Origin of the sequence: Streptomyces sp. NPDC050508 (assembly GCF_040655155.1) — a bacterium.
Classification (GTDB): Bacteria; Actinomycetota; Actinomycetes; order Streptomycetales; family Streptomycetaceae; genus Streptomyces.
In genome coordinates, this window is sequence record NZ_JBFAJJ010000004.1 from 292,537 (window position 1) to 307,327 (window position 14,791).

Here is a 14,791-nt window from a genome sequence, read left to right on the forward strand (position 1 = left end):
CCTGGAGACCTCCCATGCACGACGAACGCCGCCGGATCGAGGAGCGCGTCGAGCGCGCCCACAACCAGCGCATCAAGCCCGCGATCTACGCGGCCACCGCGCCCTTCACGGTCGAGGCCTGGCAGGCCCCCGGTGAGCCGGTCCCCTTCGAGGAGGCCGCGGCGGCGCCGTACAAGCCGTTCGCGATGGACACCCCGTGGGGCCCGCCCTGGGGCACCACCTGGTTCCGGATGCACGGGCAGGTACCGGAGGAGTGGGCCGGGAAGCGCGTCGAGGCCGTCATCGACCTCGGCTTCGTGGGGGACTGGCCGGGCAACCAGGCCGAGGCCCTGGTCCACCTCACGGACGGGACTCCGCTCAAGGCGGTCAACCCGCTCAACCAGTACGTGGCGATCGCCAACCCGGCCGCGGGCGGCGAGGAGATCGACTACCTGGTCGAGGCGGCCTCCAACCCCGACATCCTGGCCAACGACTTCGCGGAGCCCACACCCCTCGGTGATGTACTGACGGCGGGCGACCGTCCACTGTATACATTCCGCCGTGCCGACCTCGCCGTCCTCGACGAGGAGGTCTTCCACCTCGACCTGGACGTCCAGGTGCTGCGCGAACTGATGCTGGAACTGGGCGAGCACGACCCGCGCCGCCACGAGATCATGCACGCGCTCGACCGTGCCCTGGACCTGCTCGACCTCGACGACGTCGCCGGTACGGCCGCCGACGTACGGGCCGCGCTGAAGCCGGTGCTGTCCAAGCCCGCCAACGCCAGCGCGCACATCGTCTCCGGTGTCGGGCACGCGCACATCGACTCCGCGTGGCTGTGGCCGATCCGCGAGACCAAGCGCAAGACGTCCCGAACCTTCTCGAACGTGACGTCGCTCGCCGACGAGTACGAGGACTTCATCTTCGCCTGTTCGCAGGCCCAGCAGTACGAGTGGGTGCGCGACAACTACCCGCAGGTGTGGGCCCGGATCCAGGAGTCCGTGAAGCGCGGCCAGTGGGCGCCGGTCGGCGGCATGTGGGTCGAGTCCGACGGCAACCTGCCCGGCGGCGAGGCCATCGCCCGCCAACTCGTCCACGGCAAGCGGTTCTTCATCGAACACTTCGGCGTCGAGACCAAGGGCGTCTGGCTGCCCGACTCCTTCGGCTACAACGCGGCCTACCCGCAGCTCGCCAAGCTCGCCGGCAACGAGTGGTTCCTCACCCAGAAGATCTCCTGGAACCAGACCAACAAGTTCCCCCACCACACCTTCTGGTGGGAGGGCATCGACGGCACCCGCATCTTCACCCACTTCCCGCCGGTCGACACCTACAACGCCCGCTTCAGCGGCGAGGAGATGTCCCGCGCGGTCCGCAACTACCAGGAGAAGGGCAACGCCACCCGCTCCCTGGCCCCCTTCGGCTGGGGCGACGGCGGTGGCGGCCCGACCCGCGAGATCATGGAACGGGCGCGCAGGCTCGCCGACTTGGAGGGCTCACCGAAGGTCGTCGTCGAGCACCCCGACGAGTTCTTCGCCAAGGCCCGCGCCGAGTACCCCGACGCCCCCGTCTGGGTCGGCGAGCTGTACCTCGAACTCCACCGCGCCACCTACACCTCCCAGGCCCGCACCAAGCAGGGCAACCGCCGCAGCGAACACAAGCTGCGCGAGGCCGAGTTGTGGGCGACCACGGCCGCGCTGCACGCACCGGGCTACGCGTACCCGTACGAGAAGCTCGACAAGCTGTGGAAGACGGTGCTGCTGCACCAGTTCCACGACATCCTGCCGGGCTCCTCGATCGCCTGGGTGCACCGCGAGGCCGAGGCCGAATACGCCCGCGTGGCAACGGAGTTGGAGGAGCTGACCGCGGCGGCCGTGGCCGCGCTCGGCGGCAGCGGGACCCGCGTCTTCAACACCAGCCCCTACGACCGCGCCGAGGTCATCCGCACGGCGACCGGCGTGCCGATGTACGCGACGGTCCCCGCGAACGGCAGCGCCCCGCTGGCCGCCGAGTACGTCCCGCAGGCGGTGACCGTCACCGACCGCGTCCTCGACAACGGCATCGTCCGCGTCGAACTCGCCGACGACGGCACCCTCGCCTCCGTACGCGACCTGCGCCACGGCGGCCGTGAAGTCCTCGCGGACCAGGGCAACCTGCTGCGCCTGCACACCGACCTCCCGAACTACTGGGACGCCTGGGACGTCGACAAGCACTACAAGAACCGCTTCACCGACCTCCTGGACGCCGACTCCATCACCGTCGTCGAGCAGGACCCGCTGCTCGGCGCGATCCGTGTGGAGCGGTCCTTCGGCAAGGGCTCGAAGATCGTGCAGACGATCACCGTCCGCGCGGGCAGCCCCCGGATCGACTTCGAGACCGACATCGACTGGCACGAGGCCGAGAAGTTCCTCAAGGCCGGCTTCCCGGTGGACATCCGGGCCGCGCACTCCTCCGCCGAGATCCAGTTCGGCCACATCCAGCGGCCCACGCACACCAACACCAGCTGGGAGGCGGCCCGTTTCGAGGTCTCCGGCCACCGCTGGGTACACCTCGCCGAGCCCGGCTACGGCGTCGCCGTCATCAACGACTCGACGTACGGCCACGACGTCTCCCGCACGGTCCGCGAGGACGGCGGTACGACGACCACGGTCCGCCTGAGCCTGGTGCGCGCCCCGCGCATCCCCGACCCGGGCGCCGACCAGGGCAAGCACCGCCTCACCTACTCACTGCTGCCCGGCGCGAGCATCGAGGACGCGGTCGCCGAGGGCTACGCCCTCAACCTCCCGCTGCGCGTGGCCGATTCGGGCGGCGCCCCGGAACCGGTCGTCTCCGTCGACGGCGACGGCATCACCGTCGAGGCGGTCAAGCTCGCCGACGACGAGTCCGGCGATGTCGTGGTCCGCCTCTACGAGTCGAGCGGCGGCCGGGCCCAGGGCGTACTGAGCACGGGCTTCCCCCTCGCGGGCGCCCGGATCACCGACCTGCTGGAGCGACCGCTTGAGGAAGAGGTCTCCGTCGACGGCGACTCGGTCGCCGTCGCCCTGCGGCCCTTCCAGATCCTGACGCTCCGTCTGAAGCGGGCGGACGCAGGCCAGTAGCACACCCGGAGGGGCGGGCCCTGGCGATCGCGCGCCGGGGCCCGCCCTCTTCATCCCCCAACTGACCTTGTACGTAAGGGGAGTTCAGCCGTGCCCATGCAACCGTGGTTCACCGACGCCAAGTTGGGGATCTTCGTCCACTGGGGGATCTACGCCGTCGACGGAGTCCAGGAGTCCTGGTCGTTCTACGACGACATCGTGCCGCACGACCGGTACATGTCCCAGCTCGACCGCTTCACCGGCGCCAAGTACGACCCGCGCGTCTGGGCCGACCTGTTCGCCCGCGCCGGCGCCAAGTACGCCGTCCTCACCAGCCGGCACCACGACGGTGTCGCCCTGTGGGACACCGAGTTCGGCGACCTCAACCTCGGCAAGGACTACCTCACCGGCTACGCCGACGCGCTGCGCGAGCAGGGCCTGAAGGTCGGCCTCTACTACTCGCACTCCGACTGGAACCACCCCGACTACGCCACCACCCGCAAGCCGGGCCGCCCGCCGGAGCAGGAGGACAACCGTTACTCCGAGTGCTCCGCCGAGGACGAGGACCTGGCGGCCTGGGAGCGGTTCATCCTCTACCGGGACGGCCAGATACGGGAGTTGGCCTCCCGCTACCGGCCCGACCTGATGTGGTTCGACGGCGAGTGGGACCGCAGCGAGGAACAGTGGCGCATCAGGGAACTCGCCGCGCTGATCCGCTCGTACTCACCGCACGTCGTGTTCAACGCCCGCATGCTCAGCGAGGGCGACTACGCGACACCCGAACAGGGCGCCCCCATCGAACCCCCGGACGGGCCCTGGGAGTTGTGCCTCACCATCAACGACTCGTGGGGATACCAGCACCACGACGACAACCACAAGTCGCTGAGCCAGCTGGTGCGTTACTTCACGGAGACGATCGGTGGTGGCGGCAACCTCCTCCTGGACGTCGGCCCGATGGAGGACGGCACCATCCCGCGGCCACAGGTCGAGCGCCTCGAAGGGCTGGGGGAGTGGATCCGCCGGCACGCGGACGCCGTGTACGGCACGGTGCGCGGGCTCCCGGCCGGGCACCACTACGGGCCCAGCACCCTTTCCGCCGACGGCCGCACCCTCTATCTCACCCTGTACGACATCCCGCGCTCCGAGATCGGCGTCCGCGGCCTGGTCACCCCGGTCCGCAGGGTCACCGTGCTCGGCACCGGCACCGAGCTCGCCCACCGGGTCGTCGGCGGGCTGCACGAGGCCGTAGGAGTGCTGTGGATCGAACCGCCGGCCGCGGCCGACCTCGATCCGCACGCCACGGTTCTCCGGGTCGAACTCGATGGGGAGTTGGCGCTCTACCGAGGCTCCGGCCGTTTCTGACGGTCGGTCACAGGTACCCGTCCCGCTCTTCGTCCGTGCTTCCGTCACCCCGCTGTCCGCGCGCTCGCCAGGAGTCCCGGCGGGCGCGCAGCAACGGGGTCAGCCTGCCCCAGCACGCGACGATCACTCCGGTGATCGTCACCAGCGCGGCGGCGATTCCGCCCCAGGTCTCCACCGAGTCCAGCGTCGAGTTCCAGCGGTGCGACCAGGTGTCGCGCACTCTCAGACGCACGGTGAGGGGCGGCGCCAGCGTGTCGAGGGCGAGGTCCGACCGGCCCTGGTAGGTGGTGACGGTGAGCCCGAGGTCGTAGTCGCCGGGCTCGCTCGCGGAGATACTCCATCGCCAGGCGGCCTTTTCTCCCGGCCGGGCGATGACCTGCTCCGGTTTCCGGTCGCCCCGCAGAACCACCCGCACGTCCTGGCTCGCCGAGGTCAGGGCGGCGCCCTCGACTCCGCCCACCCGGAAGGCACGGGTCGCCGCGACGGGCTGCGTCGTGCCGGGCGACGCGTTCTTCGCCCGGGCGGTGAGGCGGACGTCGTAGGTCACGGTGTCGTCGACGGACACCGCGACCGATGTGGCGTACGAGAGGGATCCGGCGAAGAGGTGTCTGCGGTCGTCGAGGACCGAGGCCTGTAAGTCCGCCTGGCTCGGCGGGACATGGGCGGAACCCCTGTCTCCGGTGCCGCAGGAGGCGAGGACCAGGAGGAGCGACAGACATCCGGCTGCAGCGGCTCTGTTCTTCATTGTTGAGCCGTGCTGGTCATGAACTGCTCCCGGATTCCGTGTCATTGGGCCACGGAAAGACCCCCGCGGCGGATCGGGTCAAGATTCTTCCCGCCGCGGGGGTCCGGCACCAGTACCTTCTTCAGCCGCTCACTCTTTTCAGCCGGTGAAGCCGGCCGTGATGGACGTGAACTGCCAGTTGTTCTGGCTGATGCCGGAGCAGTTGCTCACCACTCCGCCACCGGCACACCCGCGGTCACGGTTGACCGACCAGAACGCGAGCCGCGCGATGTGGTGCGAGTTCGACCAGTCACGGATCGAGGTCCAGATAGCGGGAGTTGTGGTCTCCGACTGGTCCGACAGACCGTTCATGCCGGAGATACCGATGTGCGAGTACGCCGTCGCGTCGTCCCAGCCGAACGTGGACTTCAGCTTGGTCTTCAGGCCCTCGGCCGCGGCGACCGTGTTGCCGTACATGTCGGAGCCGCCACCGAAGTCGAACGGCATGATGGTGAAGACGTCGATGTTGGCGTTGAGCGACTGCGCCTGCTCGATCAGCCGGTTGCCGTAGTACGTCGGGCCGGTGGTCGAGGTGCCGAAGGTGACGATCGTCTTCAGGCCGGCGTTGTTGGCCTTGACGGTCTTCAGCGCGGTCAGGATCTTCGCCTGGACGGCCTCGTTCTCGAACTCGTCCGTGTTCTCGATGTCCATGTCGATCGCCTTGAGGCCGTAGGCGTCGATCACCTTCTGCAGCGCCCCGGCGAGTGCGCTCGCGGAGGAGCAGTTGGCGCCGAGCTTGCTGCCCTGCCAGCCACCGAAGGAGGGGACGATGTCACCGCCCGCGGCGCGGATCTGGTTGATGGCCGTCTGATCGACGCCACCGGTCAGTGCCCGGCTGCCGTCCCAGGCGGGGGTGCAGCCGCCGGAGTCCAGCACGAACGCCATCGTGAACCACTTGATGCCGGTCGCGCTCATCACCGTGCTCGGACTCGGGGGATCGCCCCAGCCCTCGTAGAGATACGGCGCGGCCTGGGTGAACCCGGTGCCGCCACCGGTGCCGGCACTCGTGGTGACGCTCACCGAGTTGGAGGCCGCCGAGGTGTTGCCGGCCGCGTCCCGCGCCTTCACGGTGAACGTGTAGGCGGTACTGGACGAGAGCCCGCTGACCGTGCCGCTCGTACCGGAGACGCTGAGCACCTGGTTCGCACCGCTGTAGATGTCGTACGCCGTGACGCCCACGTTGTCCGTCGAGGCGCCCCACGACAGGGACACGCTCGACGACGTCTTGCCCGTGGAGGTCAGTCCGGTCGGGGCGGTCGGGGCCTGGGTGTCGCCACCGCCGCCACCGCCCGGGCCGTCCAGGCTGATGTCGTCCGCGTAGTAGGTGCCCTGCGCGTACCAGCCGTGGACGTAGATGGTGGCACTGGTCTGCGAGGCGCTGGTGGTGAAGGACGTCGTCAGCTGGCTGTACGCCGACGGGGACGAAGTCCACGTCGAGGAACCGCCGTTGACACCGAGGTAGACATAGTTGCCACGCACCCAGCCGCTGAGCGAGTACGCCGTGTTCGGTTGCACGGCGACCGTCTGGGAGCACTGTGCGGTGTCGCTCGAACTCACCGCGCCCGCAAGGGCTTTGGAGCCTCCGTGCACCGGCGAGGAGACCACCGAGCCGAGGTTTCCGGTGCAGGACCAGGGGGAGACGGAACCCGACTCGAAGCCGGGGTTGGTCAGGACGTTGGCCGCCTGCGCGGTGCCGGGCAGCGCGATGGCCCCGGCCATGGCCAGGGCGGCGGTACCGAGCAGGGCAAGGAACCGACGTCTGGAACGTCTGAGTGTGTTGCGCACGCGATCTCCCTGAAGGAATGGGGGTGTTCGGGAGTGCAGGAAGGTGCGCAACCAAGTTGGTATGGACCAATCACGGTGTCAAGATGCGGTGCCATGATTGGTCCAGACCGGTATGAAATTGTGGTGCCGTTCGGGTCGAGTTGATCCGGGAGCCTAGGCCCGGGCGGCGGCCCGGCTGCCGACCTCGGGCGTCCGGGCGCTCTCGCTCTCCGTCTCCGCCTCGGCCTGCGCCGGAACCGTCGGGAGCAGGGGCTCCGACTCCTCCGCGCGCTGGTGCGGGAGCGACACGGGACGCAGCTGACGGGGGCCCGAGACCACCGCGTAGTCCGCGCCCAGGAACGGCGGCTCCATGGTGCCCGGGTCCTCGCCGAGCGCCAACTGCACTGCCGCCCAAGGGGCGTTGACCCCGCACAGCGACAGCTGGTGCAGGCCGCCCGCGGGGCGGGTGTTGACGTCCATCAGCACGGGGTGGTCGCCGAACATCCGGAACTGGATGTTGGAGAGGTAGTGCAGCCCGAAGCCCTCCGCGATCCGGCGGGCCGGCTCCAGCCACTGCTCGTGCAGGGTGAAACCGCGACGGCGGCCGTTCTTCGTGCGGCCCACGGCGAGCCGGACCAGGTTGTCGGGACCGGTCAGGCAGTCCACCGACACCTCCGGCTCCTCCAGGCGCGGCATGACCAGCCAGTCGACCTGCTCGTCGGCCTGCTCCAGCGCCTCGACGACCGTGTCGAGCGGGACGTAGGGGCTCGGGAATCCGTTGAGGTGCATGAGCGAGAAGGGGGCGCGCGTGACCACACGGAAGCCCACCCCGCCCGCACCGGACGCCGGCTTGAAGCACGCCTTGTGCCCGGCGTCCTCCAACTCCTCGACGGCGGCGACGAGTTCGGGCGCCGTGCGGACCCGCCACCACGGCGGTACGGGCACGCCGATCGCCTGGACCGCCTCGTACGCGATCACCTTGTCGTGGAAGACGGCGACCGCCTCGGGGGTCGGCGCCAGCAGCGCCGTACCCACCGCCGCGAAGTCCGCGCGGTGCGCCACGATCTCCGACTGGTGCAGCCGGGGCACGAACACGTCGATGCCGCGGCGGGCGCACTGGTCGAGGGCGTACTCGACGTACGCGGCCGGGGACAGGCCCTCGGGCTCCAGGTCGGCGGTGTCGGCGGCGGCCAGTACGGGGGAGTCCGCGTCGCCGTGCGTGGCATGGATCTCGACGGCCCGATCGCTGGGATTTCTCCGCAGCTGATCCATGAAGAACACGTTCTCCGCGTACGTGCGGTTGAGCCAGACGCGTACGCGAGAGACCATGCAGGGCCGTCCTTTCGGGTTCGCGGGCACGGCGGAGCGAGGCCGTGCCCGGCCAGGGTGGTTGGAGGTACACCAAACCGCCCTCGGCGAAGAGGCGTTCGTGGCGGTGGTGTTGGGGCGATCATACGGCTTTCAAAGGGTGCCGCGTGCAACACCCATGTTACGGATTTCCCGACGCTGCCAACCCGACGGATGAACTCCTGCCACAGCGCCGCCCCGCCTCCGTCGTCCGTCCGGCCGTCTTGTCGCGGAACGGCGGGATGTGATCTCGTGGGCTCATTCGGGTGCGCTGAGGGGGCGAGGGTGGAGTCGACGGCCGGTGGTGCCGGACAGCTGCTGGCCATCAGCGACCTGCACATCGGGTACGCCGAGAACCGCGCCCTGGTCGAGAACATGCGCCCCGTCACGGACGACGACTGGCTGATCGTGGCCGGTGACATCGCCGAGACCGTGGCCGACATCCGCTGGGTCCTCGAACTCCTCGCCGGCCGCTTCCGCAAGGTCCTCTGGGCCCCCGGCAACCACGAACTGTGGACCCACCCCAAGGACCCCGTCACCCTGCGCGGCGTCGCCCGCTACGACCACCTCGTCGCCCTGTGCCGCGAGCTGGGCGTCCTCACCCCCGAGGACCCCTACCCCGTCTGGGAGGGTCCTGGCGGCCCGGTCGTCGTAGCTCCCCTCTTCCTGCTCTACGACTACTCGTTCCTGCCGGCCGGCTGCGCCACCAAGGACGAGGGACTGACGTACGCGCACGGCACCGGCATCGTCTGCAACGACGAGTTCCTGCTGCACCCCGACCCCTACCCCAGCCGCGAGGCCTGGTGCCGGGCCCGGGTCGCCGAGACCGAACGCCGGCTCACCGGGATCCCCGACACCCTGCCCACGGTCCTGATCAACCACTACCCCCTGGACCGGCACCCCACCGAGGTTCTGTGGTACCCCGAGTTCGCCATGTGGTGCGGCACCACCCTGACCGCCGACTGGCACCGCAGATTCCGCGTGGACACCATGGTCTACGGCCATCTCCACATCCCGCGGACCACCCACCACGAGGGGGTCCGCTTCGAAGAGGTGTCCGTGGGATACCCCCGCGAGTGGCAGAAGCGCCCGGAACCCCCGGGCCGACTGCGCCGCATCCTGCCGATGGAGGTCGCAACCGGTGATCGAGGAGCTGCTCCCGGACTCCGTGGTGACCGTGGAGACACACGGTGACGAGGGGCTCCAGGACGCCCCGCTGTACCCCGAGGAAGAGGCACGCATCGCCCGGGCGGTGCCCAAGCGCCGCCGCGAGTTCACCGCCGTACGGGCCTGCGCCCGGCGCGCCATGGACAAGCTCGGCGTGCCCCCGCAGCCGATCCTGCCCGGTGCCCACGGCGCGCCGACCTGGCCTGCCGGTCTCATCGGCAGCATGACCCACTGCGACGGCTACTGCGCCGCCGCCCTGGCCCGCGGTAGCGACCTCGCGAGTCTCGGCATCGACGCCGAACCCCACGCCCCGCTCCCGGACGGCGTCCTCACCGCCGTCGCACTGCCCGCCGAACGGGAACGCCTGGCGCGCCTGTCGACGGAGCGGCCCACCGTGCACTGGGACCGGCTCCTCTTCAGCGCCAAGGAGTCCGTCTACAAGGCGTGGTTCCCCCTCACCGGAAAGTGGCTGGACTTCTCGGAGGCCGACATCGAGGTCTTCACGGACCCCGGCGAGGAGACACGCGGCAGCCTCCGCGCCCGCCTCCTCGTCCCCGGGCCGGTGGTCGACGGCGAACGCCTCGACTTCTTCGCGGGCCGCTGGACCGTCGCACGCGGACTGGTCGCCACAGCGGTCACGGTCCCGCATCCGTGAACCTCCTCATCCCTTCGGGCACCAGCTCTGCAGCAGCCCGAAGAACGCCTCCTCGTTGCCCGCGAGCCCTGCGTCCGTCAGTGCCTGGTCCGCCTCGGCCAGTACCGAAGGTGGGACGAGGACCGGTCGAGGGTCGCCCGGCGGACCGTCGAAGGCTGCTCGGACCGTGTGCAGCAGCCGTAGATAGGCCTGGACGGCCGCGCGTTCACGGTCGGTCATCACTGCGGTCTGCATAGGACGGCTCTCCCCTGGTCGACGTCATGCGCCCCCGCACGGCGGTGGCACGACTCCAGCTTGCCGCCTGCCACTGACAATCCCGTTTCCCCGGGCTGCGGTTCGCCCGCTTAGCGGAGGCGAAACGTCACCGAAATCCCCGGTGGGACAGCGGCCCTACGCTGAGAGGAAGGGCTTTCGGCCGTCTCCGGGCGGCCAGGTGAACGGGAGGCGAGTGCGTGGAGGACGTCCCGGCACGGCGCCCGGCGCGCGCCGCACGACTGCGCTCGGTGGGCGACGGAGAACTTGAGCTGCAGTACCGCGTCGTGCACGGATACCGCCGTGCCTTCCGCATGGCCGGCGAGGGCCCGGCCCTGGTCCTCATCCACGGCATCGGCGACTCCTCCGCCACCTGGGCCGACCTGATCCCCGACCTCGCCCGCACCCACACCGTCATCGCGCCCGACCTCCTCGGCCACGGCGCCTCCGACAAACCACGGGCCGACTACTCGGTCGCCGCCTACGCGAACGGCGTGCGCGATCTGCTCACCACCCTCGGCATCGAGTCCGCGACCCTGCTCGGGCACTCGCTGGGCGGGGGAGTGGCGATGCAGTTCGCCTACCAGTTCCCCGAGCGCACCGAACGCCTCATCCTCGTCAGCGCGGGCGGCGTCGGCCGCGAGGTCAATCCGGTGCTACGGCTCGTCTCGCTCCCGGGTTCCCATCTGGCCCTGTCCGCACTGCGGTTGCCCGGCATGCGATTCCAAGTCGGCCTCACCGTAGGGCTGCTGAGGCTCCTCGACACCGACCTCGGCCGGGACGCCCCCGAACTGCTCACCCTCGTCGACGCGTTGCCGGACGAGACCGCCCGCAATGCCTTCATCCGCACCCTGCGCGCGGTCGTCGACTGGCGGGGCCAGGTGGTGACCATGCTCGACCGCTGCTATCTGACCGAGGGCATGCCGACCATGCTGCTGTGGGGCGACCGGGACAGTGTGGTACCGGTACGGCACGCCCACGGCGCCCACGAGGCGATGCCGGGCAGCCGACTGGAGATCTTCGAAGGGGCGGGGCACTTCCCGTTCCACACCGACCCGGCCCGATTCCTCGCCCTGGTAGGGGAATTCACCGCCACCACCACTCCCGCCCACTGGAGCCGCGAGCACTGGCGCGACCTCCTGTGCGAGGGCCGCCCCGGCGTCACGGCCCAGAGCGGCGCGATGGAGCGGGACCTGCGGGAGGCGAGCGAACGCAGCGCGACCTGACGCTCCGTCAACCCTCGGTCGTGCGGCCCCGGATCACGACTCGGGGCGCTTCACGCTCTCCAGCAGCATGTCCAGCCACTCGGCGACCTTGTCGCGATGCTGGTCGGTGGGCAACTGCGCGGCCCGCCAGGCGATTCCGCGCACTCCGTGGTCCTGCAGCAGCCGCTCCAGCGGGTCCCCCGCGGCCTCGGCCGCCGCCCGCTCGCGGTCGGCGAGCTTCTGCAACAGCTCCTGCTCGCTGCGCTGGAGGGCGCCCGCGAGGGCCTCGGGGTCCTCGGCCGTGAGGAATCCCGCGTGCACACGGAAGAAGCGCTGGAGCGCGTCACAGTGCTCCATGGTGGGACGCCGGTCGCCGTTGATGAGCGCGCCCGCCTGCTGGCGGGACATGCCCGCGCCGTCGGCGATCTCCTGCTGGGTGTACTTGCGCCCGTTGGGCTTGAGTCTGGTGCGGCGCAGCAGGTCGAGACGTTGCAGGAACCGCGCCTGCACATCGGGCTCGCCCGCGGGGCGACCGCTCAACAGGGCTCTGACCACGGACTCCGGGACGCCGGAGGCGACGGACAGCCGGCCCACCTGGAAGACCTCGGGCTGCGGAACGTCGAGCCGCTCGGCGAGCGCGCTGACGCGCTCGACGACAGCGGGCAGCACAGTGTTCGCCGTCGCACCCGGTACCTCGAAGCCATCCGACACCGACAGATCTCCTACGTCTCTCACAGGCTTCTCACAAACGGGGGGCCGTGAACATCCCGGAGAGTAGCGGTTCGTTCGAACTCGCATCCAGGTCTCGCCACAACTGTGGCCAATTTCAGCCGTCAACCAGCATGAAATGCCACGATAGTTGACACGGCAAGTGCCGGGGCAGCAGGATCAAGGCGCCGCGAGAAGGCCGCATAGGCAAGAGGGGTGACCTCCCGATGGCATATCAGGCAGGTGGGCAGCGGTCCGCACCGCGGCCCGTCCCCGAGAGTCCCGAAGCCCAGGCGTATCTGCTGGACTACGCCACGCTGTTGGAGGCCGTCCCTTTCCCCTCCGTCGTCATGGACCACCGCTGGGACGTGGTGTTGACCAACGGCGCGTTCAAGTCACTTTTCCGGGCGGTCGGCCCGCATCCGACGGCCATGCCGGGCGACAACTTCCTTCGCTTCGTCCTCTTCCACCCCGACGCGAGCACCGTTCTCGGTGAGCACGAGTCGAGCTGGTGCCTGCCGATGCTGGCCCACTTCGCCTCCGCCGTGGAGAGCCACGGCCACGACCACGGCCTGCAGGCGATCCGCCGTGACATCGCCCAGGACCCGATCATGGAGGCCGCCTACCGGCAGGGCCTGCCGCACTGGATCCGCGCGGTGGGCGAGGAGGCCGTGGAGCACGACGGCGCCGTCCGCCCGGTACTGCATCCCGACCCGCGCTGGGGCGCCACCGACTGCCGTGTCGTCGGAGAGACCCCCAAGACCCTTGAGAACATGGGCTATACGCGCCTGACACTGGTCCTCCGTGAGGCCCGCCGCATCCCGCCGGCCAGGGCTCGCCGGGTGGGACGTGGTGCCGGGCATCTGAGGGTGGTCCCCGCGGCCGAGTGAGTGCCGGCTCCGCCCCGACCGCCTCAACTCGGGCCGCAGATACGCGAGTTCGGTCACCGCTCCGCGACGACCAGCACCAACGGCACCCCGTCGCACGGCACCAACCGCGAACCCTGCGCGTACCCCGCCCGGCCCGTCGCGAGGGCCTCGGCGAAGGCAGGTCCCTTGCTGAGCGAACCGACCAGGTGCCGGGGATCGGTGGACGCGGCGACCCGGCCGCGCGCGTTCACCAGCCGGGCCGGCCCGGGCAGTTGGTGCAGCATCGGCATCACGGCCGCCTCGAAGTGCCGTAGGTACACGTCTGCCGCGGCCACCCCGGCGAACCGTCCCTCCACATGGACCGGCGCGGACAGCGTCAGGCTGTACTCGTCCGAGCAGAGGTAGTCGACGTACGGCCCGGCGACCGCCCGCTCCCCGGTGTCGCGGGGCAGCGCGAACCAGTCCCAGTGCGTGTAGTCGGCGTACGCCGAGTGCTCGGGGTCGAGGTCGAGCAGCAGCGGTCGTATGCCACCGTCGGACGTGGACTGCCACCACTCCAGCCAGGCCGGTACGTCACTCAGCAGGCCAGGCGCGGCGACGAAGCCGACGCCGGACACCAACTCGTGGCGGGCGAGCCGGAGATGGAGGCCCGGGCGCAGTGCCGCCAGGTCCACGGTTGCCGGGCGGCGGCCCTGTGCGGCCACCTTGGCCAGCAGGGCCGTCGTGTCGGCGCGGGTGGTGGCCACGGCGTCGAACACGGACTCCAGGGCCGAGCGGACCCCTGCCGCGACGGACTGCTCGGGTGCCGTGGCCGGCGTTGCCGTCGCGAGGCTCATGCGTGCCCTCCAGCAGACGGGGAGCGGACGCGGTGGCGGCTACAGGGCCAGACGTTCGGCGATGAGCCGGGCCGTCGATTCCTGCACGCACCGCTCGGCCAACTCCCTGGCCGAATCGTGGGCCCCATCTTGCACGGCCGAGATTACGGAGCGGTGACGGGCTGCGGCTTCTTCACGATATTCGTCACTCCCGAGCACGAGACACAGCAGTGCGCCGACCTCGGTCTGCAACGCGACCTGTTCGCGGGTGAGCCGGGCGGACTGTGCGGCGGCGGCGAGTTCGACATGGAAACGGCCGTACACCCGGCCGCGCGCCGCCGCGTCCTCGGCCTGCGTCAACTCCTCGGCCGTACGCCGGAGTTGGACCAGATCCTCGGGCTCGGTGCGCTGTGCGGCGAGCCGGGCCGCGGTGCCGGACAGGGCCGCCCAGTGGTCGCCCAGGTCGCGCAGCTCCTCGGTGCTCCAGCCGCGCAGCCGGACCCTCAGCCGCTCCTCGCCGGGGACTTCGGGCAGCGAGACGAAGCTGCCGCCGCCGCGCCCCCGGCGGGTGGTGACGAGGCCCTGCTGGCGCAGCGCCATCAGCGCCTCCCGCAGGGTCACCGTGGAGACCCCGAGCTGCCCGGCCAGCTCGCTCTCGCCCGGGAGCTGCTCGCCGTCGGAGAGCAGTCCGAGTTCGATGGCGTCCCCGAGCCTGCTGACGACGGCGTCGACCCGCGCCCGGTTGTCGACCGGGGCGAAGACGGCTTTCCGGGCGCCGCCGTTCATGTGCTGCTGCTGGTTCACGGCCAC

Annotated in this window: 13 protein-coding genes; 6 read left to right on the forward strand and 7 right to left on the reverse strand. The window is 70.3% G+C overall.

The genetic code is table 11. From position 1 onward, the window contains the following. Positions 1 to 14 precede the first annotated feature (14 nt). On the forward strand, positions 15 to 3,074 hold the full coding sequence (locus AB0I69_RS13710) for a glycoside hydrolase family 38 C-terminal domain-containing protein (protein WP_363095809.1): 3,060 nt from the start codon (positions 15 to 17) through the stop codon (positions 3,072 to 3,074). A 90-nt stretch (positions 3,075 to 3,164) separates the two neighbouring features. Beyond that, entirely contained in the window at positions 3,165 to 4,415 is a 1,251-nt protein-coding gene (locus AB0I69_RS13715) for an alpha-L-fucosidase (RefSeq protein ID WP_363095810.1), read from the forward strand. A 7-nt stretch (positions 4,416 to 4,422) separates the two neighbouring features. On the opposite strand, the gene AB0I69_RS13720 is transcribed toward AB0I69_RS13715, so the two are convergent. The 3 genes from AB0I69_RS13720 to AB0I69_RS13730 all read right to left on the reverse strand — a co-directional run bounded on the left by AB0I69_RS13720 (position 4,423) and on the right by AB0I69_RS13730 (position 8,292). Continuing rightward, positions 4,423 to 5,160 (reverse strand): hypothetical protein, encoded by a 738-nt coding sequence (locus AB0I69_RS13720; RefSeq protein WP_363095811.1) that lies wholly within the window; start codon positions 5,158 to 5,160, stop codon positions 4,423 to 4,425. Positions 5,161 to 5,298: 138 nt separating this feature from the next. Further along, positions 5,299 to 6,984, reverse strand: a complete 1,686-nt coding sequence (locus tag AB0I69_RS13725; RefSeq protein WP_363095812.1) for a carbohydrate binding domain-containing protein — start codon at positions 6,982 to 6,984, stop codon at positions 5,299 to 5,301. A gap of 153 nt (positions 6,985 to 7,137) precedes the next feature. Then, positions 7,138 to 8,292, reverse strand: coding sequence for an ATP-grasp domain-containing protein (locus AB0I69_RS13730; protein WP_363095813.1), 1,155 nt, complete (start codon positions 8,290 to 8,292; stop codon positions 7,138 to 7,140). A gap of 303 nt (positions 8,293 to 8,595) precedes the next feature. Here AB0I69_RS13730 and AB0I69_RS13735 point away from each other — a divergent pair, with 303 nt between their 5' ends. After that, entirely contained in the window at positions 8,596 to 9,504 is a 909-nt protein-coding gene (locus tag AB0I69_RS13735; protein WP_363095814.1) for a metallophosphoesterase, read from the forward strand. After that, positions 9,452 to 10,132 carry a 4'-phosphopantetheinyl transferase superfamily protein gene (locus tag AB0I69_RS13740; RefSeq protein ID WP_363095815.1) on the forward strand — a complete coding sequence of 227 codons (681 nt, stop codon included), beginning with the start codon at positions 9,452 to 9,454 and terminating at the stop codon, positions 10,130 to 10,132. Before AB0I69_RS13735 ends, AB0I69_RS13740 begins: the two co-directional genes overlap by 53 nt. Before the next feature lie 6 nt (positions 10,133 to 10,138). Here AB0I69_RS13740 and AB0I69_RS13745 read toward each other — a convergent pair whose 3' ends face one another. Then, positions 10,139 to 10,366 (reverse strand): hypothetical protein, encoded by a 228-nt coding sequence (locus tag AB0I69_RS13745; protein ID WP_363095816.1) that lies wholly within the window; start codon positions 10,364 to 10,366, stop codon positions 10,139 to 10,141. 218 nt (positions 10,367 to 10,584) lie between these two features. Here AB0I69_RS13745 and AB0I69_RS13750 point away from each other — a divergent pair, with 218 nt between their 5' ends. Then, positions 10,585 to 11,610: an alpha/beta fold hydrolase gene (locus tag AB0I69_RS13750; protein WP_363095817.1), complete on the forward strand. Its 1,026-nt coding sequence runs from the start codon at positions 10,585 to 10,587 to the stop codon at positions 11,608 to 11,610. A gap of 33 nt (positions 11,611 to 11,643) precedes the next feature. Here AB0I69_RS13750 and AB0I69_RS13755 read toward each other — a convergent pair whose 3' ends face one another. Then, positions 11,644 to 12,300, reverse strand: coding sequence for a helix-turn-helix transcriptional regulator (locus AB0I69_RS13755; RefSeq protein WP_363095818.1), 657 nt, complete (start codon positions 12,298 to 12,300; stop codon positions 11,644 to 11,646). 224 nt (positions 12,301 to 12,524) lie between these two features. On the opposite strand from AB0I69_RS13755, the gene AB0I69_RS13760 reads away from it, so the two are divergent. Further along, positions 12,525 to 13,187 (forward strand): hypothetical protein, encoded by a 663-nt coding sequence (locus tag AB0I69_RS13760; protein ID WP_363095819.1) that lies wholly within the window; start codon positions 12,525 to 12,527, stop codon positions 13,185 to 13,187. 53 nt (positions 13,188 to 13,240) lie between these two features. Here the strand turns inward: AB0I69_RS13760 and AB0I69_RS13765 are convergent, their stop codons facing one another. Both AB0I69_RS13765 and AB0I69_RS13770 read right to left on the reverse strand, forming a co-directional pair. Beyond that, complete coding sequence (locus tag AB0I69_RS13765) at positions 13,241 to 14,002, reverse strand: cache domain-containing protein (protein ID WP_363095820.1); 762 nt, start codon at positions 14,000 to 14,002, stop codon at positions 13,241 to 13,243. A gap of 39 nt (positions 14,003 to 14,041) precedes the next feature. Further along, positions 14,042 to 14,767 carry a GntR family transcriptional regulator gene (locus tag AB0I69_RS13770; protein ID WP_363096137.1) on the reverse strand — a complete coding sequence of 242 codons (726 nt, stop codon included), beginning with the start codon at positions 14,765 to 14,767 and terminating at the stop codon, positions 14,042 to 14,044. Positions 14,768 to 14,791 lie beyond the last annotated feature (24 nt).